21 protein-coding genes are annotated in these 23,942 nt (G+C 70.7%); 10 read left to right on the forward strand and 11 right to left on the reverse strand.

All coding sequences use genetic code 11. The features are described 5' to 3' along the window. Window positions 1-162: 162 nt before the first annotated feature. The 3 genes from ACFZCY_RS05590 (at window position 163) to ACFZCY_RS05600 (ending at window position 2,378) form a co-directional block, all read left to right on the forward strand. Window positions 163-942, forward strand: a complete 780-nt coding sequence (locus ACFZCY_RS05590) for an IclR family transcriptional regulator C-terminal domain-containing protein (RefSeq protein WP_391169717.1) — start codon at window positions 163-165, stop codon at window positions 940-942. Then, entirely contained in the window at window positions 939-1,796 is an 858-nt protein-coding gene (locus tag ACFZCY_RS05595; RefSeq protein WP_391169719.1) for an SMP-30/gluconolactonase/LRE family protein, read from the forward strand. Before ACFZCY_RS05590 ends, ACFZCY_RS05595 begins: the two co-directional genes overlap by 4 nt. A gap of 99 nt (window positions 1,797-1,895) precedes the next feature. Beyond that, entirely contained in the window at window positions 1,896-2,378 is a 483-nt protein-coding gene (locus ACFZCY_RS05600; RefSeq protein WP_391169721.1) for a hypothetical protein, read from the forward strand. Between the two features lie 45 nt (window positions 2,379-2,423). Here ACFZCY_RS05600 and ACFZCY_RS05605 read toward each other — a convergent pair whose 3' ends face one another. Further along, on the reverse strand, window positions 2,424-2,852 hold the full coding sequence (locus ACFZCY_RS05605; RefSeq protein WP_391169723.1) for a MarR family transcriptional regulator: 429 nt from the start codon (window positions 2,850-2,852) through the stop codon (window positions 2,424-2,426). A gap of 90 nt (window positions 2,853-2,942) precedes the next feature. Between ACFZCY_RS05605 and ACFZCY_RS05610 the strand changes: the two genes are divergently transcribed. Beyond that, window positions 2,943-3,962, forward strand: a complete 1,020-nt coding sequence (locus tag ACFZCY_RS05610) for a zinc-binding dehydrogenase (protein WP_391169726.1) — start codon at window positions 2,943-2,945, stop codon at window positions 3,960-3,962. A gap of 72 nt (window positions 3,963-4,034) precedes the next feature. Here ACFZCY_RS05610 and ACFZCY_RS05615 read toward each other — a convergent pair whose 3' ends face one another. From ACFZCY_RS05615 to ACFZCY_RS05630, 4 genes are all read right to left on the reverse strand, one after another. Then, the gene (locus tag ACFZCY_RS05615; protein WP_391169728.1) at window positions 4,035-5,366 is read right to left on the reverse strand and encodes an MFS transporter; all 1,332 of its coding nucleotides are present in this window, start codon (window positions 5,364-5,366) and stop codon (window positions 4,035-4,037) included. After that, window positions 5,336-6,349, reverse strand: a complete 1,014-nt coding sequence (locus ACFZCY_RS05620; RefSeq protein ID WP_391169730.1) for a hypothetical protein — start codon at window positions 6,347-6,349, stop codon at window positions 5,336-5,338. Before ACFZCY_RS05620 ends, ACFZCY_RS05615 begins: the two co-directional genes overlap by 31 nt. Window positions 6,350-6,394: 45 nt before the next feature. After that, on the reverse strand, window positions 6,395-6,982 hold the full coding sequence (locus tag ACFZCY_RS05625) for a GNAT family N-acetyltransferase (RefSeq protein ID WP_391169732.1): 588 nt from the start codon (window positions 6,980-6,982) through the stop codon (window positions 6,395-6,397). Between the two features lie 86 nt (window positions 6,983-7,068). Next, entirely contained in the window at window positions 7,069-8,460 is a 1,392-nt protein-coding gene (locus tag ACFZCY_RS05630) for a glycoside hydrolase (RefSeq protein ID WP_391169734.1), read from the reverse strand. Window positions 8,461-8,601: 141 nt separating this feature from the next. Here ACFZCY_RS05630 and ACFZCY_RS05635 point away from each other — a divergent pair, with 141 nt between their 5' ends. From ACFZCY_RS05635 to ACFZCY_RS05645, 3 genes are all read left to right on the forward strand, one after another. Then, window positions 8,602-9,573 carry a family 43 glycosylhydrolase gene (locus ACFZCY_RS05635; RefSeq protein WP_391169736.1) on the forward strand — a complete coding sequence of 324 codons (972 nt, stop codon included), beginning with the start codon at window positions 8,602-8,604 and terminating at the stop codon, window positions 9,571-9,573. 134 nt (window positions 9,574-9,707) lie between these two features. Continuing rightward, window positions 9,708-11,216: an alpha-L-arabinofuranosidase C-terminal domain-containing protein gene (locus tag ACFZCY_RS05640; RefSeq protein WP_391169738.1), complete on the forward strand. Its 1,509-nt coding sequence runs from the start codon at window positions 9,708-9,710 to the stop codon at window positions 11,214-11,216. Between the two features lie 29 nt (window positions 11,217-11,245). Further along, on the forward strand, window positions 11,246-13,366 hold the full coding sequence (locus tag ACFZCY_RS05645) for an FUSC family protein (RefSeq protein ID WP_391169740.1): 2,121 nt from the start codon (window positions 11,246-11,248) through the stop codon (window positions 13,364-13,366). Between the two features lie 70 nt (window positions 13,367-13,436). Here the strand turns inward: ACFZCY_RS05645 and ACFZCY_RS05650 are convergent, their stop codons facing one another. Next, on the reverse strand, window positions 13,437-14,210 hold the full coding sequence (locus ACFZCY_RS05650) for an intradiol ring-cleavage dioxygenase (RefSeq protein ID WP_391169743.1): 774 nt from the start codon (window positions 14,208-14,210) through the stop codon (window positions 13,437-13,439). Between the two features lie 318 nt (window positions 14,211-14,528). Here ACFZCY_RS05650 and ACFZCY_RS05655 point away from each other — a divergent pair, with 318 nt between their 5' ends. Genes ACFZCY_RS05655 through ACFZCY_RS05665 form a run of 3 tightly spaced genes read left to right on the forward strand, consistent with a single transcriptional unit; the run spans window position 14,529 to window position 16,943 of the window. Then, on the forward strand, window positions 14,529-14,774 hold the full coding sequence (locus ACFZCY_RS05655; protein WP_391169745.1) for a hypothetical protein: 246 nt from the start codon (window positions 14,529-14,531) through the stop codon (window positions 14,772-14,774). A 12-nt stretch (window positions 14,775-14,786) separates the two neighbouring features. Continuing rightward, window positions 14,787-16,136 (forward strand): jacalin-like lectin, encoded by a 1,350-nt coding sequence (locus tag ACFZCY_RS05660; protein WP_391169747.1) that lies wholly within the window; start codon window positions 14,787-14,789, stop codon window positions 16,134-16,136. An 18-nt stretch (window positions 16,137-16,154) separates the two neighbouring features. Then, on the forward strand, window positions 16,155-16,943 hold the full coding sequence (locus ACFZCY_RS05665) for an EI24 domain-containing protein (RefSeq protein WP_391169749.1): 789 nt from the start codon (window positions 16,155-16,157) through the stop codon (window positions 16,941-16,943). Between the two features lie 65 nt (window positions 16,944-17,008). Here ACFZCY_RS05665 and ACFZCY_RS05670 read toward each other — a convergent pair whose 3' ends face one another. From ACFZCY_RS05670 to mmsA, 5 genes are all read right to left on the reverse strand, one after another. Then, window positions 17,009-18,442, reverse strand: coding sequence for an FG-GAP-like repeat-containing protein (locus ACFZCY_RS05670; RefSeq protein WP_391169751.1), 1,434 nt, complete (start codon window positions 18,440-18,442; stop codon window positions 17,009-17,011). A gap of 131 nt (window positions 18,443-18,573) precedes the next feature. Then, window positions 18,574-19,830 carry a pyroglutamyl peptidase gene (locus ACFZCY_RS05675; RefSeq protein ID WP_391169753.1) on the reverse strand — a complete coding sequence of 419 codons (1,257 nt, stop codon included), beginning with the start codon at window positions 19,828-19,830 and terminating at the stop codon, window positions 18,574-18,576. An 84-nt stretch (window positions 19,831-19,914) separates the two neighbouring features. After that, window positions 19,915-21,099 carry a galactose-1-epimerase gene (locus ACFZCY_RS05680; RefSeq protein WP_391169755.1) on the reverse strand — a complete coding sequence of 395 codons (1,185 nt, stop codon included), beginning with the start codon at window positions 21,097-21,099 and terminating at the stop codon, window positions 19,915-19,917. A gap of 33 nt (window positions 21,100-21,132) precedes the next feature. After that, window positions 21,133-22,365, reverse strand: coding sequence for a multiple monosaccharide ABC transporter permease (gene mmsB / locus ACFZCY_RS05685; protein ID WP_055550537.1), 1,233 nt, complete (start codon window positions 22,363-22,365; stop codon window positions 21,133-21,135). Beyond that, window positions 22,362-23,930, reverse strand: coding sequence for a multiple monosaccharide ABC transporter ATP-binding protein (gene mmsA, locus ACFZCY_RS05690; protein WP_391169758.1), 1,569 nt, complete (start codon window positions 23,928-23,930; stop codon window positions 22,362-22,364). The genes mmsB and mmsA overlap by 4 nt, the downstream gene beginning before the upstream one ends. Window positions 23,931-23,942 lie beyond the last annotated feature (12 nt).

Below are 23,942 nucleotides of genomic sequence, written 5' to 3' on the forward strand. Positions count from 1 at the left end.
GTAGCGGCCCCGGGACCCTGGCACTCTTGTCAGTGATCTTCAGGGTCTTTGCGCAACCATTGCCGGAGGAAGTGGCCAACGCGTAATCTGTGTTCGCGATACCGGCCAGCGGCCGGAATCTCGAACACTTGCCATCTGGACCAGAAGGGGTGGGCGAACCACATGGGACGCCTCGTGCCCGCGGTGACCCGGGCTCTGGACATTCTCGAGCTGTTCCTCGACGGCGACGGCACACTCTCCGCCCCCGAGATCACCCGCCGCCTCGGACTGCCCCGGACCACCGTCCATGAGCTGGTGACCACTCTGGCCGCTCGCTCCTATTTGGTCCATGTGCCCGACCAGCCCGGCCGCTACCGGCTCGGTGTGCGCCCGTACCAGCTCGGCAGCCGGTACGCGGAACAGCTCGACCTGGCCGCCGAGGGCCGGCAGGTGGCCCGGAGCGTCGCCGAGACCTGTGACGAGACCGTCCATGTGGCCATTCTGGAGGGCACGGACGTCATCTACATCGCCAAGGTCGACTCCACGCACGCCGTGCGCATGGTCTCTGCCGCGGGCCGCAAGCTGCCCGCGCACTGCACCTCGGTCGGCAAGATGCTGCTCGCCTCCCTCCCGGAGGACGAGCTGACCGCCCGGTTCCCCGAGGACCGGCCGCTGATCGCCATGACGGACAACAGCATCACGTCCCCGGCCGAGCTGCACCGCCACCTGGCCGCCGTGCGGGAGCGCGGCGTCGCGGTCGAGCGGCAGGAGTCCAACCCCGATGTGAGCTGCGTGGCCGCACCGGTGCGGGACTCGGCGGGCAAGGTGGTGGCGGCGCTGTCCATCTCGGTGCCGACGATCCGCTGGAGCGAGGAGCGCCAGACGGAGCTGGAGGAACTGGCGGCCAAGGGCGCGGGCGAGCTGTCCGTCCGCCTGGGACACCGGAGGGGACGCGGCATATGAGCGGCCGGACTTGGGACGTGGCGGTCCGGGCGACCGCCGAACTGGGCGAGGGCCCGACCTGGGACCCGGCGGCCGGGCGGCTGATCTGGGTGGACATCCTCTCCGCCCGCGTCCACACCTACGACCCGGCCACCGGGCGGCACACCACCCTGGCCACCGAGCAGCACGTCGGCGCGGCGAAGCCGCGGGTAGGCGGCGGGCTGGTGGTCAACCTGCGCGACGGCATCGGGCTGTACGACTCTGCCGTGAACGGCTTCCGCTGGCTGGTCCGGGACGCCGTTCCCGGCCGCCGGGGCAACGACGCGGCCGTCGCCCCGGACGGTTCGCTGTGGGCGGGCACGATGCGCTACGACGAGGCGGCGGGCGGCGGCACCCTGTCCCGTATCGGCTCCGACGGCTCCGTGGCGGAGATCCTGCCGGACGTGGCGGTCAGCAACGGCACCGGCTGGAGCCCGGACGGCCGCCTCATGTACTACGTCGACTCCCCGACCCGCCGCGTCGACGTCTTCGACGTCACGGGCGAGGGCGTCACCGGCCGCCGCCCCCTCGCCCACATCGAGGACGGCGCGGGCTACCCGGACGGGCTCTGCGTGGACGCCGACGGCTGCGTCTGGGTCGCCCTCTGGGACGGCGGCGCGGTCCGCCGCTACACCCCCGACGGCACACTCGATCGGGTGATCCCGCTGCCCTTCCCCCGCCCCACCGCATGCGCCTTCGGCGGCACCGGACTCAGCGACCTGTACGTCTCCTCGGCCCGCGTCGGCCTCGGCGCCGCCGCCCCGCCGCTGGCGGGGTCGGTGCTGGTCATCCCGGACGCGGGGCGTGGGCTGGCGCAGCCGGCGTTCGCGGGCTGAGCGGGGCCGTACACCGCCGGACCCGACGGCTCTCCGCACAAGATCCTCACAGCCGGCGGCCCCCGCGCTCCGGGCAGGTCACATAACCTCACCGGCGAAATGAACGATCCGCGCACCTCCCGCCGAAAGCCGAAGCCCCGCACCCGCGGCCGCCGTGCCCGCCGGGGGCGGGGCCGCCGCGTGCTGATCATGGCCGCGGTGCTGGGTCCTGTGCTCGCCGCGGTCTTCGTGGCGGAGCTGGCCACCGAGGGCTACTGGCGCGCCCCGGCGCCGAAGCCGTCCCCGGAGCGGCCCGAGCGCCCGGCGGCGGACCGTACGGCGTCCTCCGGTCCGAGGCCGGGCGGCGAACGCACGGCTCCCCCGTCCGAGGAAGCCACTCCCGGGCCCGAGCACGCGCCCGCCTCCGACGGTGACGCGCCCTCATCCGCCGACCCGACCGCGCCGTCCCCGAACACCCCTGCCCCCGGGAACACGACTCCGGCCCAGGGCCCGGACCCCACGCACCCGCCCCCGCCCTCGCCGGTGGCCCCGACCTCCGGCCCGTCGCCGACCTGCACCCGTTTCCTGTGGTGGTGCGCCTGACCGGAGCGCCACCGGGGGCTCCGGCCCCGGGCGGGTAGGGGCGGACTACGGTGTGACGCACACCATCCGTTGCAGCAGGTCCCGCAGTACCGTGCGCTCCTGCGCCGACAGCCCGGCCAGCGGCTCGCGGGCGAAGTCCAGGGAACCGCGCAGCCGCTCGGCGGTCTCGCGGCCCGCCTCCGTCGCGGCGGCGAGCTTGACGCGGCGGTCGGCGGGGTCGAGGCGGCGCTCGGCCAGGCCGCGGGACTCCAGGCGGTCCACGATGCCGGTGACGTTCGACGGCTCGCACTTGAGCTGCTGCGCTATGCGCCGCATGGGCGTCGGCCCCCGGGAGAGCAGCCCGAGGACGCGCGCCTGGGCACCGGTGAGGGCGTGCTTGGCGGCGGCTTCCTCGTACTCCTCGTGATAGCGGGCCACGATGGTGCCGATCAGCTCGACGACCTCGAGGGTCAACGGGTCGATGGGGGACGTCATGCCCCTCAGGCTACCCGTTTGCTTGACAACATGAAATATCGAGGCCCATGATTGTTTAAGGTAGTGAAGTAATTAAGAGGAGGCACTTCCATGTCCGCGATCCCCGCCACCGGCCGTGAATGGCACCTCGTCGCCCGTCCCGAGGGCTGGCCGAAGCCGGAGGACTTCGCGCTGCGCGAGGTACCGGTGGCCGAGCCGGGACCGGGCCAGGTGCTGGTCCGCAACCTGTACATGTCGGTGGACCCGTACATGCGCGGCCGGATGAACGACGTGAAGTCATATGTGCCGCCGTTCAAGCTGGACCAGCCGATGGAGGGCGGTGCGGTCGGCAAGGTGATCGCCTCGAACGCGGACGGCCTCGCGGTCGGCGACCACGTCCTGCACTTCAGCGGCTGGCGCGAGTACGCGGTGGTGGACGGCAAGCGCGCGGTGAAGGCGGACCCGCAGGTCGCCCCGCTCACCGCGTACCTCGGTGTGCTCGGCATGACGGGCCTCACCGCCTACTCGGGCCTGCTGGAGGTCGCGTCGTTCAAGGAGGGCGACGCGGTGTTCGTCTCCGGCGCGGCGGGCGCGGTCGGCAGCGAGGTCGGCCAGATCGCCAAGCTCAAGGGCGCCTCGCGGGTCATCGGCAGTGCGGGCTCGGACGAGAAGGTGCGGCTGCTGCTCGACGAGTACGGCTTCGACGCGGCGTTCAACTACAAGAACGGCCCGGTCGCCGAGCAGCTGAAGGAGGCCGCCCCCGACGGCATCGACGTCTACTTCGACAACGTCGGCGGCGACCACCTGGAGGCCGCTCTCAGCAGCCTCAAGGTGCACGGCCGCATCACCGTCTGCGGCATGATCGCGCAGTACAACGTGACCGAGCCGCCCGCCGCTCCGCGCAACCTCGCGCTCATCATCGGCAAGCGGCTGCGCATGCAGGGCATGCTGGTCAACGACCACAACCACCTCCAGCCGCAGTTCTTCGAGGAGGTCGGCGCCTGGGTGCGGGAGGGCAAGCTGCACTACCGCGAGACCGTCGTCAAGGGCGTGGACAACGCGGTGGACGCCTTCCTCGGCATGCTCCGCGGCGAGAACATCGGCAAGATGATCGTCGCCTTCGAGGACTGAGGACCCGGCGATTCCCGCGCAGCGCCGAGGCGGGGGCGTTCGATACGCCACGAGGCGGCGAACGCCCCCGCCTCAATCGGCTATCGCATGGCGGGGGCGGCGCCGATGGCGGCCTTCGGGCGGCTGCGGGAGTTCGACGTGGAGCCGCGGAGGGCGGGCCGCGGTGAAGGAGACCGACATGACCCCGAACGTCACCATGATCATGATGATCAGCGTCACGCCGAGGGTGACACCGGCTCCGCCGAGACCGATCACGGGTCGCGGACCCAGCACTCCGGCCAGCCAACTGGTCAGCAGGGTGCCGAGCAGCCAGCCGGAGCGGTAGACCAACTGGAAGATGGCCATGACGCGGCCGCGGTAATCCGGCCTCGTCTGGAGCTGCGCCAGGCTGAGCAGCCCCGCCCGGAGGACGAGGGACACCATGCCGAGCGGCAGGAGCACCAGGCCGAGCGTGACCACCGTGGGCATGACCGAGGTGACGATCTCCAGAACGCCGAGGAGAACACTGCCCGCGAGGACCGTGCCCAGGACGACCTTGGTGCGCCACATCATCCAGGCGCCCAGGAGCGATCCCACCGAGATCACGGCCAGCAGCACACCGTAGGCGCCCGCCTCCTCGTTCAGTTCGCTCGATGTGAGCAGGAGCAGCAGTGAGGGCAGGCTGGTTCCGAACACGCCCACCGTGGCGATGATGACGATCAGAAGCGCGAGGCCGGGCCGGGCCCAGAGGTACACCCACGCCCGCCACAACTGGGTGCGGTCCTTCGGCGCCTGCCGACGGGTGTGCAGCTCCGCCGGGCGGACCAGGAGCAGGGCCACGATGACGGTCAGATAGGACGCGGCGTTCAGCAGGATCACTCCGCCCAGCCCCAGCATTCCCATCACGGGTCCCACCGCCGCCGACCCGACGATCAGCGACAGATCCAGGATCACGTTGTTGAGGGTGACCGCCTGCCGGAGCATCGCGTCTCCGGCGATCTCCGAGACGAACACCTGCGCCGTGGGCAGGCCGATCGCGTTCACGGCCCCCACGCACAGGGCGCTGACGATGAGCTGCCACACCGCGATCGAGCCGTGTTCGGCCAGCAGCCCCAGTGCCAGCGCGAAGAGCGCGAGCAGGGCATGGGTGCACAGCAGCACCCGGCGGGCGGGGAAGCGATCCGCGACCAGGCCTCCGACCGGGCCGATCAGAAGCATCGTGAAAATCGGTGCCGCCGTGACGATGCCGAGAACCAGCTCGTCGCGGCTGAGCTGGTAGGTGAACCAGCCCAGTGCCACGATCTGCATATTGGTCCCGACCTGGGAGACGACCTGGCCCACGAAATAGAACCGGGGGTTGCGGGCGCCGAAGAGTCCGGGCGGCCGGCCGTCCGTCATCCGGCGGCCTGCGCGTACAACTCGCATACGCGGTGAGTGAAGGCGTCGGCCGACAGGTGTGTCTCGGCGAGTTTCCGGACGGCTCGGCGATCGCTGTGCAAGGCGGCGTGGACGTCCTCCATGACGGACGCGGCGTCGTGATCGCTGTACGCGCCGGTGAGGTTGTACCGCAGGAGGGAACCTATGGTGTCCTCCGTGATCAGACCGGCGTAGCCGTAGCCCGCGCAGATGGTGGGTATGCCGGTCGCCATGGCCTCCATCGCGCCTCGGCCGAGTGAGATGACGACATCCATCTCGGCCAGCAGGTTCGGTATCGAATGGCACGGCACGTGGTTGATGAGGATGATCTCGCTGCCGAAGCCGTCGCTGATGTCCCAGAACCCCGGTCCGTCACCCGCCGCGTACACGAGGAGCTTTTCCCGGTCGAGGTTCTCCATGACCTTGCCCATGACCGCCTCACGCCCCGAATCCATCCGGCCGTAGACAAGGACGCGCGGTCGGGCCGCCCGGCTCTTGTCCGGGGTCGCGGGGAAGCGGTCCAGGTCCACGCCCTGGTGGGCGAGTACCGCCCGGCCCGGCGGCAGGTACGCCTGTTGCAGGGCGAGAGCGTTCTCCGTCATGCACAGGAAGCGCGAACAGCGCGACACCAGGTAGTCCGAGGAGCGGCGGCCGGCGTGATGGACGATCCTGAACGCGGGGATGTCATCGGGGAAGATGCGCAGCATCTCGTCGGACACCTCGTCGACCAGGAGAAGGTCGGTCTTGTCCGAAGGGCCGATCTCGTCCGTCACGGACACGGATACGGAGTCCAGTTTCCGGACCTGCGAGGTGAGCGCGAATCTGCGGAGGTCGTCGACCACGAGACGGACCTCGTGCCCGTCCTTGCTCATGACTCCGATCAGATCCAGGACGAAGCTGTGCTGACCGTAGGTGTGATAGCGGCCGCCTTGGTCATGCTTTCCGTCGTAGATGGAGTTGCTGCCGGTGGCGAGCAGATAGGTTACGTGCACGGTGTCCTCGATGAGATGGCGAGCGGCAACGGGGGCATGCCGGGATCACGGCCCCTTCGGGTACTGCTCGAACCCGAATCGCCTCTCGAATTCCGCACGGCGGTCCCTGTCGAAGAAGTAGACCATCTTCACCATCGGCCCCCACCGCTCGTCCAGGCTCATGCCCTCGAAGGCGAAGCCGTACTTGAGCTGGAGAATCATGGCGGCGCGATTGTGCGGGTGGTGCTGTGACGTCACCCGCTCGTAGCCCAGGTCCTCCAGGTACTCCAGCAGCCTGGAGTAGACCAGGGCCGCGAGGCGCTGGACGCGGTACTCCGGCAGGAGGCCGCTCGTGCCCAGGTAGAAGGTGGTGGGGTCTTCCATCCGGCCCTTGAGCCAGCCCACCACCTTCCCTTCCGAGTTCTCGATGAGGATGCGCTCCGCATGGAGCCTGCTGTATTCCTGGACGAGTTCGGGGGATTTCGGGTTGTACGGGTAGGCATCCCGTTCGGGGAAGACGTCGGCGTATATCTCCGTTACCGCTTCGCGGAAGGTCGCTTCATCAACGCAGAGGCCGGCACCGCTATTGCTCCCCGGAAGACGTATCGGGAAAAAACGTTGCCGGGCGTCCTCAAGCTTCTCTTGGAAGTTCACGCGGCCAACCTACGGCCTGGGTGCTGACGCACCGCTAACGAACGCCTAACGCTGGGGAATTCCCGGACTTCAGGCCGGGAAGCACGTCACGGCAGGACCACCGTGGTCAGGGAGCGCGGCGGAAGCTCCGCATCCAGCGCGCCGCCCCGCACCACCGCCGCGCCGACCCGGCTCAGCGAATGCGTCTCGTCCGTCCGGTACACCGCGCCGTGCCCCCGTCCGCCGCCCACCGCGAAGTCCGTGCGGACCGTCTCCCGGCCGGTGTTCAGGATCTCCAGCACCCGGCCCCCGTCCCGGTTCCGGAAGGCCGTCACCTTCACGCCGTCCGCCGCGGCGGCCCCGGCCGACGCCGCCACCCGCACCGCTCCCGGCCGTACGAAGCGGCTGTACGCGGCGAGCGCCCACAGCCGCTTGGAGACGTGGTAGTCCGCGCCGTCGAGCTGGATCAGCCCCCGCGTCGCCCCCACCGAGGCGCCGAACCAGTACACGTACGCGCTCGCCCGCGCGTCCGCGAGCGTGGTGTGGATCGCCTCGGCGACGGCGAGCCCGTCATAGCTGCTGCCGTCGTCCCACGCCTCGTTCCACGTCGTGCCGTTGGGGCTCCACTCGGACATCCAGGTGCGCCGGGTCGTCGGCAGCGGCTGGTCCGAGGGCGTGACGTACGGGTGTCCGGTGTGCGTGCCGACGTACCGCGACGCCTGCGGGTCCGCCTCGATCGCCGCGCTGTACTCGGCCTGCTGGTCCCATCCGGCCGCGTCGCAGCACACCAGGCCGATCCCGGCGCGCCGGACCGCCGGGCCGAGCGCCTTCACGGTCTCGGCCGCCTCCTTCGGCGTGAACCGCATGGAGGCGTAGGACGTGGTGAGATCCGGCTCGTTGGTGAAGCCGAGGTCGGTGATCCGGATGCCCTCCTGGCGGTAGAACTTCGCGTACTGCACCAGGTAGTCGGCGTAGGCGCGCCGCCATTCCGGCTTCAGCGTGCCTCCGTTCGCGTCCGTTCCGTTCGTCTTCATGTAGCCGGGCGCGCTCCAGGCGTCGGCGTAGAAGCGCTGGACGCCGTACCGTTTCGCCTCCTTGGCCAGCCACACCTGGCCACCGTCCTTGCCGTCCCACTCGTAAGCCGGCGGGGCGTCCGGGCCGCCGGGGTCGGTGGGCTGGATGGACTTCATGTGGTCGTAGACCTCGTCCGAGGACGAGCCGATGCCGAGCCGCAGGATGCTGAGCCCCGCGCCGGTGCGCCGGTTCAGCAGCAGGTCCAGCACCTCCCGCCGGTGCTCGGGGGTGAGCCCGCCCGCGCCCCGCATCAGATCGGCGCGCTGAAAGGCTTCCGAGAAACCGAAGCCATCGATCGGCTGGAGGGGTCTTCCGAAATCCGCGCCGGGGGTGGAAGGTTGCTCAGCGGCGGCGGACGGCATGGCCAGAGGGATCAGGGCGGCGGCGAGCGCGCCGACGAGAGCGGTACGGACCGTCTTGATCACGAAAACTTCCCTTCCCAGGCTCCGAAAACTTCCGGAACGTTTCCGTAACGTCGGCCGCACGCTAGAGGCGGCCCCCACCCCGGTCAAGAGTGAGCGTCAAGAACAGAGCACCGACGACGTGACACGAAGGAGAACCGCCGCATGACAACGCGTCACCGCACCAGATGGCTCGCCCTGCCCGCCGCACTCCTGCTCGCCCTGCTCCCGGCCAGCGCCTCCGCCTATCCGAACCCGGGCCGGGTGACGGGCGACATCACCGTCCACGACCCGACGATGCTCCGCGCCGCCGACGGCACCTATCTGCTCTACTCCACCCACGGCGGGCTGGAGGCCCGCACCTCCACCGACCGGATCGCCTTCAGCCGCTCCGGGAACGCCTTCAACTCCCCGCCGTCCTGGTGGAAGACGTACTCCTCGGGCAACGACCCCTGGGCCCCGGACATCTCGTACCACGGCGGCAAGTACCTGATGTACTACGCCGTCTCGTCCTTCGGCTCCAGCAAGTCCGCCATCGGCTTAGCCACTTCGGCCAGCGGCCGGGCCGGCACCTGGACCGACTACGGCATCGTCCACTCCACGACCGCCGGCAGCGACTACAACGCCATCGACCCGAACCTCTTCGTGGACGACGACGGGAAGTGGTGGCTGTCCTTCGGGTCGTGGTGGTCGGGGCTGAAGATGATCCGCCTCGACCCGGGCACCGGCAAGCAGTACACGGGCGACAAGACCGTCTACGGCATCGCCTCCCGGCCCACCGGCACCAAGGCGGTCGAGGGGCCGTCCGTCGTCAAGCGCAACGGCTACTACTACCTGTTCGCGTCCTACGACACCTGCTGCGCGGGCGCCGGCTCCACGTACAAGATCAAGGTCGGCCGCGCCACCAAGCCCACCGGGCCGTACTACGACAAGAACGGGGTGAACATGATGAACAACGGCGGCTCCCCGGTCCTGGAGTCCCACGGCCGCTACATCGGCCCCGGCGGGCAGTCGATCATGAGCGACAGCGACGGCGACCTGCTCGTCTACCACTACTACGACGGCCAGGACAACGGCACCGCCAAGCTCGGCGTCAACCTGCTGAGCTGGAGCGGCGGCTGGCCGGCCGCGTACTGAGACACCGCGCTCGTGCCCGGCGGGGGCGTTGACGCCGGGGCGGTCAGCTCTTACCGTCTCGTTCGGATATGCGATCGCAATCCAGTATTTCGAACAGAACAGCATATCGAACAGAGCAGCAGAGAGGCGCCGCCATGCAGTCGACCGCCCCCGCCCGGTTCACCCTCGACCCCGCCTTCGCCGTCGGCGACGTCGACCCCCGTCTCTTCGGCTCGTTCGTCGAGCACCTCGGCCGCTGCGTCTACACCGGGATCTACGAACCCGGGCACCCCGCCGCCGACGAGGCCGGGCTGCGCACCGACGTCCTCGCGCTGATCCGTGAACTCGGAGTCACCGCCCTGCGCTACCCCGGCGGCAACTTCGTCTCCGGCTACAAGTGGGAGGACGGCACCGGCCCCGCCGACGAGCGCCCCCGCCGCCTGGACCTCGCGTGGCGCTCGACCGAGACCAACCGCTTCGGGATCTCCGAGTACGTCGACTTCGTCCGCAAGGTCGGCGGCGAGCCCATGATGGCGCTCAATCTCGGCACCCGCGGTGTCGCCGAGGCCCTGGAGCTGCAGGAATACGCCAACCACCCGTCCGGCACCGCCCTGTCCGACCGCCGCGCCGGCCATGGCGACAAGGACCCGTACGCCATCCGGCTGTGGTGTCTGGGCAACGAGATGGACGGCCCCTGGCAGACCGGCCACAAGACCGCGGAGGAGTACGGCCGGCTGGCCGCCGAGACCGCCCGCGCCATGCGCCAGATCGACCCGGATGTCGAACTCGTCGCCTGCGGCAGCTCCAACCAGGCCATGCCGACCTTCGCCGCCTGGGAGGCCACGGTCCTGCAGCACACCTACGACCTGGTCGACTACATCTCCCTGCACGCCTACTACGAGGAGCACGACGGCGACCGCGACTCCTTCCTCGCCTCCGCCGTCGACATGGAGTCCTTCATCGAGAACGTCGTCGCGACCTGCGACCACGTGGGCGCCCGGCTGAAGTCGAAGAAGAAGATCAACCTCTCCTTCGACGAGTGGAACGTCTGGTACCAGAGCCGCTTCGCGAACGCCGAGCCGCCCAACTGGGAGGAGACGCCGCGGCTGCTGGAGGACAACTACTCCGTCACCGACGCCGTCGTCTTCGGCTCGCTCCTCATCGCGCTGCTGCGCCACGCCGACCGCGTGACGGTCGCCTGCCTCGCCCAGCTCGTCAACGTCATCGCCCCGATCCTGACCGAACCGGGCGGCCCGGCCTGGCGCCAGACCACCTTCTTCCCCTTCGCCCAGGCCTCGGCGTACGGCCGCGGCCGGGTGCTCCAGGTCGCGGTCGACAGCCCCGCGCACGAGACGGCGCGGTACGGGGAGGTGCCGCTGCTGCACGCCACGGCCGTGCGGAACGAGGAGACCGGCGAGGTCACCGTCTTCGCCGTCAACCGCGACCAGCACCGGCCGCTCCCGCTGGAGGTGGCGCTGCACGGGATGGCGCCCGCCCGGGTCGTCGAGCACAGCGTGCTGGCCGACGCCGACCCGGAGGCCCGCAACACCCTGGCCGAGCCCGAGCGCGTCACCCCGCATCCGGGTCAGGGCACGGCCCTCGCGGACGGCGTGCTGCGCGCCACCCTGGAGCCGATGTCCTGGAACATGATCCGTTTGGGGTAGGCCGCAATTAACTTGTATAGTGCACCTATATGAGTACGGTGCGCGAGATACAGGACGAGATACAGGGGTGGACATCGGCGGTCGGCCGCAGCTTCCGGGCCGCGCTGACCATGGAACGCGTGTCCTCGGAGCCCGCCGCGATCGCACGCGCGGTCCTGGCGGTCATCGCCGCGGCGGTGCTCGGCGCCCTGACCGGCGATCCGCTGGCCTGGGTCATGATGTCGGTGGGCACCTTCATCTGCGGCATCGGCACCCTGCTGGCGCCGGTCCGGCACCGGGCGGTGAACGCGTTCGCGTTCGGCGCGGGCTTCTCGCTCGCCGCCCTCGCCGGTGTCTGGCTGCACCAGGCCGGCTGGTACTTCCTGATCGTCCTCGCGGTCCTCTCGTACCTGGCCGGTCTGTGGCGGGCGCTGGGCGTGGCGCCCGGCATCCGCGCCTGTCTCGTCGTCATCGGCTGCCTGATCACCGCCGATCTCGCCGCCACGGTCGGGGCGGGGCTCGTGATGGTGCGCTGGATGGCCGCGGGCGCGGCCCTGACCCTCGCCGCCCAGCTGCTGCCCCCGTACGGGCGGCGCCACCCCGCGCAGCGCAAGGCGCTGGCCGCGCTCTACGCCTCGCTGGCGGCGTACGCGCGGACCGAGGGGACCGGCGGCTACCCCGCCCCGGCGCCCTTCACCGCCGCCCGCAGGGCGCTTGATCTGCTGCCGCGCTTCGCCCGCTCCGGCGCGGCACCGCTCTACGGACTGCTCGTCGAGGCCGAACGGATCCGGCGCGCCCTGCTGCTGGTCTCCGACACCCCGAAGGCCCCCCGCGGGGAGATCGCCGAAGCGCTCGACTCCGTGGCGCGCGCCCTGCGCACCTCCCGCCCGGAGCCCCTCGCACCGGACGTCGCACGGGCCCTGGAGACCTGGCGCGGCCCGATCGCCGAGGAGCTGCTGCCGTCACTGGAGGAGGCCGGGCGGCTGGCCGGCCTGTGGGCCGACGCGGAGGCTTCCGGCGGTACGCACCCCGTCCTGGCCCTGTTCCCCGCCGAACACCCCGCCCGCGCCGGGTTCCGGCGGCTGTGGTCCGCGGCGCGCCCCGGCGACCCGCTGTTCCCGCACGCCCTGCGCGTCGCCATCGGCACCACGGCCGGTGAGGCGGCGGGCCGCGCCCTCGGCGACTTCTGGGGCCACGGCCTGCCGGGCCACGGATTCTGGGCGGCGCTCACCACCATGCTGGTGCTGTTCCCCGACTACGGGCACACCTTCGCCCGAGGCTGGGCCCGCCCCATCGGCTCGATCCTCGGCGGCCTCGCCGCCTGGGCCGCCCTGCGGCCCGTCTGGTGGACCCCGGACCGGCTGGTCGTCGCCGCGGTGGTGCTCGCCCTGTGCGTCTTCCTCACCCTGCGCGTCGGCCAGCTGGTGCTGAACTTCTTCATCACCGCCTGGCTCGTCGTCCTCATCACCCGGCTGGGCAAGGCCTCCGACCTCATCGCCTGGGGCCGCCCCGCGGACACCCTCCTCGGCGCGATGATCGGGCTCCTCGTCTTCGTCGTCCTGCCCACGTACCACCACGACCGGCTGTCCTCGCTGGTCGCCGCGTGGACGGACGTACAGCGGCGGCTGCTGAACGTGCTGGTCGGCGGGCTGACCGAGCCGGGCGTGGTGCGGCACGAGGACATCGACGCGCTGCGCTCCCGCAGCCGCCACACCCGCGAGCGGCTGGAGGCCGCGGTCGCCGCGGTCCGCCACGAACCGCGCGGTCACCGCGCCCGCTGGAGCGCCGCCGAGATCGAGTCCATCCAGCGGTCGATCGCGGAGCTGAGCCGGTGCGCGTCGCAGCTGTACGCCGCGCAGCCGCGCGGCGAGGCCGACGCCGTGCCGGAGGCCGCCGAGATCGCGGCCCTCTTCGACGCCCGACTGACCGCCCTCGCCGACGCCCTGGACAGCGGCGCCCCGATCCCGGACGCCACCCTGCGGGCGTCCTTCGACGAGTCGGCCCGGCGCGGCGGCCTCACCGATCTCACCGACCACCGCTCCCCGGACGGCATCGCCCACGCCCGGGCCCGCGCCCTGACCCTCTGCCTGCGCACGGCCCTGGCCGTCGACACCTTCGCCACCGGCCTGTCCCCGGCCGCCGAGCGCTCCTCGTACGCGGTGGCGCGGTAGCGGGCCCGGCCCGCCCGGCGGCGGAGCCGTCACGACCCACGCGCGTGACGACTCCGCCGCCCCGCGCCGGTCAGGCGTCCGAGTCGATGCCCAGGGTGAGGGTGCCGCGGTATCCGGCCGAGGGTGTGCTGCCGAGCGCCGTCACGGCCATCAGCCCGGCGGCGGTGCCGCCGTTGCCGTAGATGCCGTCCGAGGACAGCGGGGTACGGGGGACGGTGTTGGTGGAATACGGGCTCACCTTGGCGACCGCCTGGGTGATCTTCTCGTCGAAGAAGAGCTGACCGGTGTGGATCTCGTTGCCGCCGGTGAACGAGCCGTCGGCGGTGAGGGTGACGCCCGTGTGCACCTTGACGTGGATGTGAACGCAGCGGCCGCGGTACCAGCCGGGGTAGATGCCGGTCAGCTTGGCCACGCCGTCGGTGCCGGTGAGCACACCGCCGCGCAGGAACGTCCCGTTGTCCGGCTCCTGGTGGCCGTTGTTGCCGACGAAGCCGGAGTATTCGCCGAGCGCGTCGCAGTACCAGATCTCCACGAGCGCCTTGTTCAGCGGTGCGCAGGTGTCGCGGTCGACGACGGTGAGCGCGAGCTGCAGGGGTACGCCCGGCTTGTCCTCGCCGACATCGGCCCGTACGAGGGCGTGGTCGAGGTAGTACGGGCCCTCGGTCAGCTGCTTGGTGAGCGTGCAGATCGCATTGGCCGCCGGGGCCGGGGCGGTGGCCCCGGTGGCGGTCGTTTCGGGGCGTGCGGCGGCGGTCCCGGCGCCGACTCCGATGGCCGCCGCGGCGGCGCTTCCGGCGATCAGTACTCTGCGTCGCCCGATGGGGGCGGGAGATGAATCTGTCATGGGCACGGAAAGTAGGGACGGTTTCTGTGGGACGCCTGTCAGTTCGGCAAAGTCTCCGCGCGTCAACTCTTCTTATCGCCAACTCCCTTATGGGCCAGTGGTGTTGACATCCCCGACAAGCGCTTACTAGCTTCTTCTGTGATGGCTGTCGTCTGCTGGGGCGGTCCTGACCACACCGGGCCCGGGCAGCGCATTCCGCCACCGTCAGAGCCACCCCTTTGACGATCTCCACCGGCCCAGTGACCTGCCTGCTTGCCGCGCGCTCCCGCAAGCGATTGCCCCTCCGGGTGGGGATCCTCCGACCGAGAGGGCTCCTTCATGAACTCCGTGGGTGACCACCACTTCACGACGGACACGACCACCGGCACCGGCCACCGTCGGCGTCGCCTGACGGCCGTCGCCGCGGGCGTGGCCGCGACCCTCGCGCTCGGGGGCCTGTCCGTGGTCTCCGCGCAGGACGCGGACGCCACCACGGGCCGGGTGGACATCGACTCCCACACCACCGACCACGGCTCCGACAACATCGGGCACCGGCAAGCTCCGACCCCTCGTACCACTCCCTGAGAGGACACGTTCGTGAGACTCATCGGACGCCTGGCCGTCGCGGCCGCGGCGGCACTCGCCACCTGCGCGGGCACGCTCGCCGCCACTCCCGCCGCGGCGGACACCGGCGCGCCCGCCCCCGTGGCCCCCGCCCCCTCCGGCTCGTTCAACGTCCTGACGTACAACGTGGCCGGACTCCCCGAGGGCCTGTCCTCCGGCCACCCCGCGAAGAACACCCCGCTGATCTCGCCCCGCCTGGGCCCGTACGACATCGTCAACGTCCAGGAGGACTTCAACTACCACGCCGCGCTCTACGCCGGTGACGACCACCCGTACCGCACCCCCACCAGCGGTGGCGCGGCCTTCGGCGACGGCCTCAACACCCTCTCCGACCTGCCGTACGACGACTTCGAGCGGGTCAAGTGGACCAAGTGCAACGGCACCGACTGCCTCACCCCCAAGGGCTTCACCCTGGCCCGGGTGCGGCTCGCCGAAGGCGCCTACCTGGACCTGTACAACGTGCACACCAACGCGGGGACCACCGACCCCGACCTCGCCGCCCGCCGCGCCAACATCACCCAGCTCTCCGACTTCATCACCGCCAACTCGGCCGGCAACGCGGTGCTCGTCATGGGTGACACCAACACCCGCTACACCCGCGCCGCCGACAACATCCGCGACCTCGCCACCCGCAACGGCCTCACCGACGCCTGGGTGAACCTCGTCCGCGGCGGCTCGGCCCCGCCCGCCGGGTCCGACGCGCTCGTGTGCGACCCGGACAACGTCACCAACACCTGCGAGGTCGTCGACAAGGTCCTCTACCGCTCCGGCCCGCTCCTCTCCCTCACCGCCACCCGCTACAACAACGAGAACACCGCCTTCCTCGACGCCGACCGCAAGCCGCTGTCCGACCACTACCCGCACACCGTGGACTTCTCCTGGAAGGCAGCCCCCACGCTGCGCGCGGGGGACCAGTTCGGCGGGCCGCACGGCACCGCCTTCAACGACGCCGACGACCTGCCCGCCACCCCCGCGCCCCGCACCCTCACCCTGCGCGGCGGCTCCCGCCTGGACGGCGTGTCCCTGACCCTGTCCGACGGTACGACCCTCAGCCACGGCGGCAGCGGCGGCACCCCCGCCACCCTCACCCTCGGCCCCGCCGAACACCTCACCTCCGTCACCCTCACCCGGGGCCAGAAGGACGGCCGCACCCGCCTCTTCTCCGCCGCCTTCACCACCGACACGGGCCGCACCCTGGCCACCGGCACGCCCACCTCCGACACCGCCACCTACACCGCTCCCGACGGCTGGCAGATCGTGGGCTTCACCGGCCGCGCCGGTGAGGAGATCGACAAGATGGGCGTCATCTACGCGCCCCGGTAGCCCAGTAGGCTTTCGCCCATGCGCGATCTTGGAGTGGGCATCGGCTATCTGGTGAAGGGCCAACGCTGGGTGGCCCAGCACGGACGGTGGTGGGGGATCGGGATGCTCCCGGCCCTCATCACCCTCGTCGGCTACGCGGCGGCGCTCGTCGTGCTCTTCTACTGGACCGACGACGTCATCGCGTGGGCCACGCCCTTCGCCGACGACTGGTCCTCACCCTGGCTCGGTGTCTTCCGCGGCGCCCTCGCGCTCCTCTTCGCCGCCGCCTGCCTCTTCCTCGCGGTGATCACGTTCACCGCGGTCACGCTCCTGGTCGGCCAGCCCTTCTACGAATCCCTCTCCAAGGAAGTCGACCGCTCCGAGGGCGGCGAGGCCCCCGACTCCGGCCTGTCGACCTGGCAGGAGCTGTGGACAGGCCTCCGCGAGGCCATCGCCCTGCTCATCCGCGTCACCCTGTGGAGCGTGCTCTTCTTCGCGCTCGGCTTCATCCCGGTCGTCGGCCAGACCGTGATCCCCGCCCTCGCCCTCTGCGTGACCGGCTTCTTCCTCGCCGAGGAGCTGACCTCGGTCGCGCTGCTGCGGCGCGGCGTGCTGCTCGCGGAGCGCCGCCGCATGCTCCGCGGCCGCCGCCTCCTCACCGTGGGCTTCGGCCTCCCCCTCGCCCTGCTCTTCCTGGTCCCCCTGGTCTCCGTCATCCTCATGCCGGGCGCGGTTGCGGGCGCGACCCTGCTGGTCCGCGACCTGACGGGAGAGGACCGGATCCCCACCCGCGGCGACACCGCTGCGGACGCCCTCAACGGCTCGTAGCGGCGTCGGCGCGGGCGGCCCGGTCCGGGTGGGCCGGGCCGCCGGTGTCCGACCGCGGCGTGGTGTTACTTCGTCGCGGGGTCGGACAGTTCCTTGCCGAAGGCGGCGTCGGTGGCCGGGGCGCCGAGGTCACGGGGGCCGATGAGGGCGGAGCCCTTGGCGGTGAGGCCGTCCGGGCCCGCGTACAAGAGGGCTACCGCGCCCGCACCCTCGGTGCGGTTGGGGACTCCGATGGCCAGGTCGGGCTTGCCGTCGCCGTTGTAGTCGGCCGGTGCGACGGCGTCGCCGAACCAGTCGCCGCCGGTCATGGAGCCGGGGACGCCCTCGGTGTCGAGGGAGAAGGTCTGCGCGCCCGCGTCGGTCAGCCAGTCCTTGGTGCCCTTGAGCACGGTGATGGCGCCGGCGTCGTTGTAGCCGCCGGGGGCCTCGGCTCCGGTGTCGCCGACCACGAGGTCGTCGTGGCCGTCGCCGTTGATGTCGGTGAGCCGGGAGGCGATGCCGTCCTGATGCTTGCCCTTCCAGATCACCGGGTGGGTGGTGTCGAGCCCGGAGGCGGTGCCCGGGAACGTGCGCAGGCGTGCGTCGTCCGGGCCGTCGGTGAAGCCGGTGTCCGTGAGGACGTCGTCCTTGCCGTCGCCGTTGATGTCGCCCACCACGGCCCGGTACGAGGCGAACGGCAGCGGGACGTCCTCGCCCAGCGGCGTGCTCTTCACGCCACCGGACGAGCCGGGCAGCACGCCGAGCGTGCCCTCGTCGGCGGGGTCGTCCTGGTAGGCGACGGTGACCAGGTCGGCGTAGCCGTCCCCGTTGATGTCGCCGGAGGACAGGTGCTCGACGCCCACTCCGCCGCCGGGCGGGGTGACGCTGGACATCTTCGGGGTGGCCGTCTTGCGCAGGTTTGCCGCGCCGTTGACGAGCTGCACCTTTTCGCCGTCGGAAATGGCGATGTCGTCACGGCCGTCGTGGTTGTAGTCGCCCACGGCCATCCGGTCGCCGAACAGCCCGTTGGCGGTGGCGGTCGGCGCGTGGAAGGCGATGGCGTCGCCGGAGAGGCCGCCCTCGGCGCCGAAGGCGACCGTGACGGAACCGGCCCGCTTGGTGGTACCGATGGCCTCGTAGTTCGCGGCGACGATCAGGTCCGTGTACCCGTCGCCGTCCACATCGCCGCGTACGACGGCCGAGCCGAAGTGGTCTCCCGCCTCGGGGGTGCCGGGAACCCCCGTGCCGGCCTGCGACAGCGTGCTGTGCCGAGATGTGTCGACACCGGCCCGGGCTCCGTAGGTCACGCCCACATAGCCCGCCTTGGATTTCCCGGAGACGGTGCCGTCGGGCGCGCCCACGCCGAGGTCTGCGTAGCCGTCGTGGTCGATGTCGCCCGGGGTCTTCGCCGCCGTGGCGGCGGCCGTGGCGGACTGGTTCCGGTCAGGCCCGTCGGGTGCCACGGCATTGGCCGCGGCGGCCATGGTGGCGGTCACGGCGGCGCCTACGGCCACGCCCACCACGCCTCTGGTCCTTTTGTGCACAAATCCTCCATCGAGTCACGCCGAAGGGTCGTGCAGGGAGAGGGCTCCGGGAGGTGAATGGTTGCCGTACTCACGGAAAACTGGAGACATCCCTCGTCCTGCGGGTGTCAGTGGGGCGCCGTGGCCGCGACCACGGTGAGCACCGTGCGGACCTGGGCGGTGATGGCCTGGCGGTTGCGGACGAAGTCCGGGTCGGTGATCCGGCCCGTCGACGGGTCGGTGTTGTCCGGGCCGAACTGGAGGACCGGGGTGTGGAGATGGCCGCCCGGGACCTTCAGGCCGACGGCGTCGCGCAGCAGGGTGGCGCGGTAGGCGATCTCGTTGGAGAGGTAGTCGCCGCCACCGCCCGCGCGGGCCGTCGAGCCGGGCGTCGGGCCGTCGGGGCGGACCACCGGGGCGGTGGCGCCCGCCGGGATCTCGGTGACGCTGGTGTTGTCGTACACGGGCACGGGCCCGGTGTCCGCCGCGACGATCCGCTGGTAGGGCAGGGTCGTGGTCGTCCACTGGGGCTGCGGTTGCGGGGTCGGCACATCCGCCGGGACGGGGACGGTCTCGGTGCGGGAGACGTTGGCGTTGTCCGGGACGCCGCCGCGCCAGGCGCCGTTGGTGCGCTCGACGTCGAAGCGGCCCACCCGGCCCTGGCTCACCGTCATGAAGGCGTCCACCCGGCGCGGGCCGGGGCGGAACACCGGCAGCAGGGTGCGTTCGACCGTGCCGTCGGCGAAGTCCGCCCAGCGGACGGGGAAGACGGCCGTCTCGACGCGCGTGGGGCCGTCGGCCGTACGGATCGTCGTGCCGTCCAGCGCGAGCGCCGCCGCGCCGGAGGGGTTGGAGCGGCGTACGTCGGCGTCCAGCTGGAACGGGTCGAAGCCGGTGACGACGACGCGCTTGATGTGCTTGCCCGCGGGGAGGTCGAGGGAGTCCTGCCCTCGGGAGCCGCGTTCGAGGGACTGGAGCAGCGCGGCGCGGCGTGCCTCGGGCAGCGGGAAGCCCGGCCGCCACTCGCCGAGGGCGCGGGTCATCCCGAGCCGTGCCCAGTACAGGGGGCGGTCGTCGTCCCGGCTCAGATCGCCACCGGCGGGCCCCCGCCCCTGCACCCGGTCCACCGCACGCCGCCACAACGCCCGGCCCTCACGGGCGACGACCCGCTCGGCCTGCGCGTACGACCGCACGTTCGCCAGGTCGCGCGCGAAGTCCGGCGCCACGTCGTCGAAGCCGCTGCGGCGCAGGATCTCCTGGGGGACGGCCTTGTCGAGGCGCTGTTCTTCGACGGTGGGGGCACGGTCCTGGGCGGTTGCCGGGGCGGTCTGGGTCAGCGGGAGGGTGGCCAGGGCCAGGGCGAGGAGCGTGCGTATCGGTCGCATGCGGGGCCTCTCGGAAAGGGAGGGGAAACGACGAACCTCCCGCCCCGGGTTCGCACGGAGCGGGAGGTGAGGCGGACCCGGGGCTCAGCGGGTCGAGAAGGAGTGCACCGTCGTGGAGCGGTAGGTGTGGCCCGGGCGGAGCACGGTGGAGGGGAAGCCGGGCTGGTTGGGGGAGTCCGGGAAGTGCTGGGTCTCCAGGCAGAAGCCGTCGCCCTGCCGGTAGACCTGGCCGGACGTTCCGGCGAAGGTGCCGGTCAGGAAGTTACCCGTGTAGAACTGCACGCCCGGCTCGATCGTCGCGATCTTCATCACCCGGCCCGACTCCGGCTCGGTGACCGTCACGATGTGCTCGGGGTGGCGGGTGAGGCCCTTGTCGAGCGCGAAGTTGTGGTCGATGCCCTGCCCGTACAGCACCTGCTGATGGGCCTCCCGGATGTCCCGGCCGATGTCCTTGGCGCGGCGGAAGTCGAACGGGGTTCCGGCGACCTTGGCCAGCTCGCCGGTCGGGATGAGGGTCTTGTCGACCGGGGTGTAGCGGGACGCGGCGATCTGGAGGCGGTGGTCGTAGATGGACCCCGAGCCCTCCCCGGCCAGGTTGTAGTAGGTGTGGTTGGTGAGGTTGACGACGGTGGCCTTGTCGGTGGTGGCCTCGTAGTCGATGCGGAAGTCGCCCTCCGCGGTCAGGGTGTAGTCGACGCGCACGGTGAGTGTGCCGGGGTAGCCCATCTCGCCGTCGGGGCTGACCCGGCGGAGGGTGAGGCCGACGCCCGAGCCCTTGCGGAAGGGCTCGACGGACCAGACCCGCTTGTCGAAGCCCTTGTCGCCGCCGTGCAGGCTGTTGGGGCCGTCGTTGATCGGCAGCTGGTACTTCTCGCCGTCGAGGGTGAACGTGCCGCGGGCGATGCGGTTGCCGTAGCGGCCGATGAGGGCGCCGAAGTACGGGCTGCTGGCCACGTAGGAGTCGAGGTCGGAGAAGCCCAGCGAGACGTTGGCGCGGCGGCCGTGCCGGTCGGGGATCTCCAGGGTCTGGACGACGCCCCCGTAGCTCAGTACGGACAGCCGGGTGCGGCCGTTCTCGATCGTCCAGCGGTCGACCTCGGTGCCGTCGGCCAGCGTGCCGAAGTGTTCCTTCACCGCGTGTCCCCCGTGTCCCTCACCGTCGGATCGGTTCTTCGCGAAGGCGGTGCCGGTCCCGGTGGCCGCCACCGCGGCGGTGGCCGCGGCGGCAGTGATGACCGTGCGTCTGCTCGTGCTCGTTTGGTGCGTCATGTGCGGCTCCACAAGAAGTAGTTGGATGACGTACTACGAACCGACCCGGCGCTTGTTCCAGACGTCGAAGCCGACCGCCGCCAGCAGCACCAGTCCCTTGATGACCTGCTGGTAGTCGGTGCCGATGCCCACCAGCGACATGCCGTTGTTGAGCACACCGAGCACCAGACCACCGATGATGGCGCCCAGCACCGTGCCGACACCGCCGCTGGCCGACGCGCCGCCGATGAACGCCGCGGCGATGGCCTCCAGTTCGAAGTTGAGGCCCGCGCTGGGGGTGGCGGAGCCGAGCCGGGCGGCGAAGACCAGACCGGCGAGCGCGGACAGGATGCCCATGTTGACGAACACCATGAAGGTGACGCGCTTGTCCCGGACACCCGACAGCTTGGCCGCCGGCTGGTTGCCGCCGAGGGCGTACACATGGCGCCCGATGACGGTGTTGCGCATCACGAAGCTGAAGATCACGAAGAGGCCGGCCAGGATCAGCAGCCCGTACGGCGCCCCGTGCCAGCTGGACAGCGTCATGGTGAAGGCCATCACGGCGGCCACGATCGCGGCGCACTTGACGAAGAACAGCCCGAGCGGCGCCACGTCCAGCTCATAGGCCGCCCGCTGCTGCCGGCCGCGCCACTCCTGCCAGACGGCGGCGGCGCAGACGATGAGGCCGATCACCATGGTGGGGTTGTGGTACTGCGTGTACGGGCCCATCTCCGGGATGAACCCGGTGCTCAGCTTCTCGAAGCTGTCGGGGAACGGCGACAGGGACTGCCCGTCCAGCAGGATCTGGGTGCCGCCGCGGAAGGCCAGCATTCCGGCCAGGGTGACGATGAAGGACGGGATGCCGATGTACGCGATCCAGAAGCCCTGCCACGCACCGGCGGCGGCGCCGAGGAGCAGACAGAGGACGACCGCGAGGCCCCACGGCATATCGTGTTTGATCATCATCGCGCCGGCGGCCGCGCCGACGAAGGCGACGAGTGATCCGACCGACAGGTCGATGTGCCCCGCGATGATCACGATCATCATGCCGATCGCGAGGATGAGGATGTAGCCGTTCTGCTGCACCAGGCTGGTGACGTTGCCCGGCCGCAGCAGGATGTCGTCCGACCAGATCTGGAAGATGACGATGATCAGGGCGAGCGCGACCAGCATCCCGTACTGCCGCATGTTGGTCCGCATGCCCTGGAGCAGCAGCGTCCCGATGCTCTTGGAGCCCTCGGCCGGCGGTGGGGCCGGGCTCTCGGTCTTCTGGGTGGCCGTGCTCATCCTTCGTCTCCTCTGTCCCTGTCCCTGGTCATGTGGCGCATCAGTACTTCCTGGGTCGCCTCGGCCCGGGGCACCTCTCCGGTCAGCCGTCCGGCCGCCATCGTGTAGATCCGGTCGCACATCCCCAGCAGCTCGCCCAGCTCGGAGGAGATGAAGACGACGGCCTTGCCCTGCGCCGCCAGGTCGTTGATGACCGTGTAGATCTCGTACTTGGCCCCGACGTCGATGCCGCGGGTCGGCTCGTCGAGGATGAGCACCTCGGGACCTGCGAAGATCCACTTACTGAGCACGACCTTCTGCTGGTTGCCGCCGCTGAGCCGGCCGACCCGCTCGAAGACCGTGGGTGCCTTGATGTTCATCGTCTTGCGGAACCGCTCGGCGACCCGGGACTCCTCGTGCTCGTTGACCAGACCGCGGCGCGCCACCTTGCCGAGCGAGGAGAGCGAGACGTTGCGGCTGATGGTGTCCTCGAGGTTGAGGCCGAAAGTCTTGCGGTCCTCGGTGACGTACGCGATGCCGTGGTCGATCGCCTCCGGCACGGTACGGGTGCGGACCTCCTGGCCGTCGCGGAGGACCCGGCCGCCCGCGTAGCGCCCGTAGGTCCGGCCGAACACGCTCATGGCCAGCTCGGTGCGGCCCGCGCCCATCAGTCCGGCGATGCCCACGATCTCGCCGCGCCGCACGTTCAGGGACACCCTGTCCACGACCTTGCGCTGCTGGTCGATGGGGTGGTGCACGGTCCAGTCCTCGATGGCCATGGCCACCTGGGAGGCGTCCTTCCCCTCGTACGGGGTGCGCTCGGGGAAGCGGTGGTCGAGGTCGCGGCCGACCATGCCGCGGATGATGCGGTCCTCGGAGACCTCCGGCTCGGACTCCGGGGTCTCCCGGACCGACAGGGTCTCGATGGTCTGGCCGTCACGCAGGATGGTGACGGAGTCGGCGACCCTGCGGATCTCGTTCAGCTTGTGGGAGATGATGATCGAGGAGATGCCCTGGGCCTTGAACTCCAGCAGCAGATCCAGGAGTTTGCCGCTGTCCTCGTCGTTCAGCGCCGCGGTCGGCTCGTCCAGGATGAGCAGCTTCACCTCCTTGGAGAGCGCCTTGGCGATCTCCACGAGCTGCTGCTTGCCCACGCCGATGTCGGTGACCCGGGTCTGCGGCGAATCCGTCAGGCCCACCCGCTTCAGCAGCGCGTTGGCGTGCTTGAGGGTTTCGTTCCAGCTGATCAGACCGCGGGTGGCGTGTTCATTGCCGAGGAAGATGTTCTCGGCGATGGACAGGTACGGGATCAGCGCGAGTTCCTGGTGGATGATGACGATGCCGCGCTGTTCGCTCGCGCGGATGTCCTTGAACGCGCACGGCTCGCCCTCGAAGAGGATCTCGCCTTCGTAGCTGCCGTGCGGATGGACGCCGCTGACCACCTTCATCAGGGTGGACTTGCCGGCGCCGTTCTCCCCGCACAGGGCGTGGATCTCGCCTTCGCGCACCCGGAGGTTGACGTCGGAGAGGGCTTTGACACCGGGGAAGGTCTTGGTGATGGAGCGCAGTTCGAGAATGGTGCTCATAGTCCGTACCCC

The sequence above is a fragment of the Streptomyces sp. NPDC007983 genome, from assembly GCF_042958345.1.
In the GTDB taxonomy this organism is placed as follows: Bacteria; Actinomycetota; Actinomycetes; order Streptomycetales; family Streptomycetaceae; genus Streptomyces.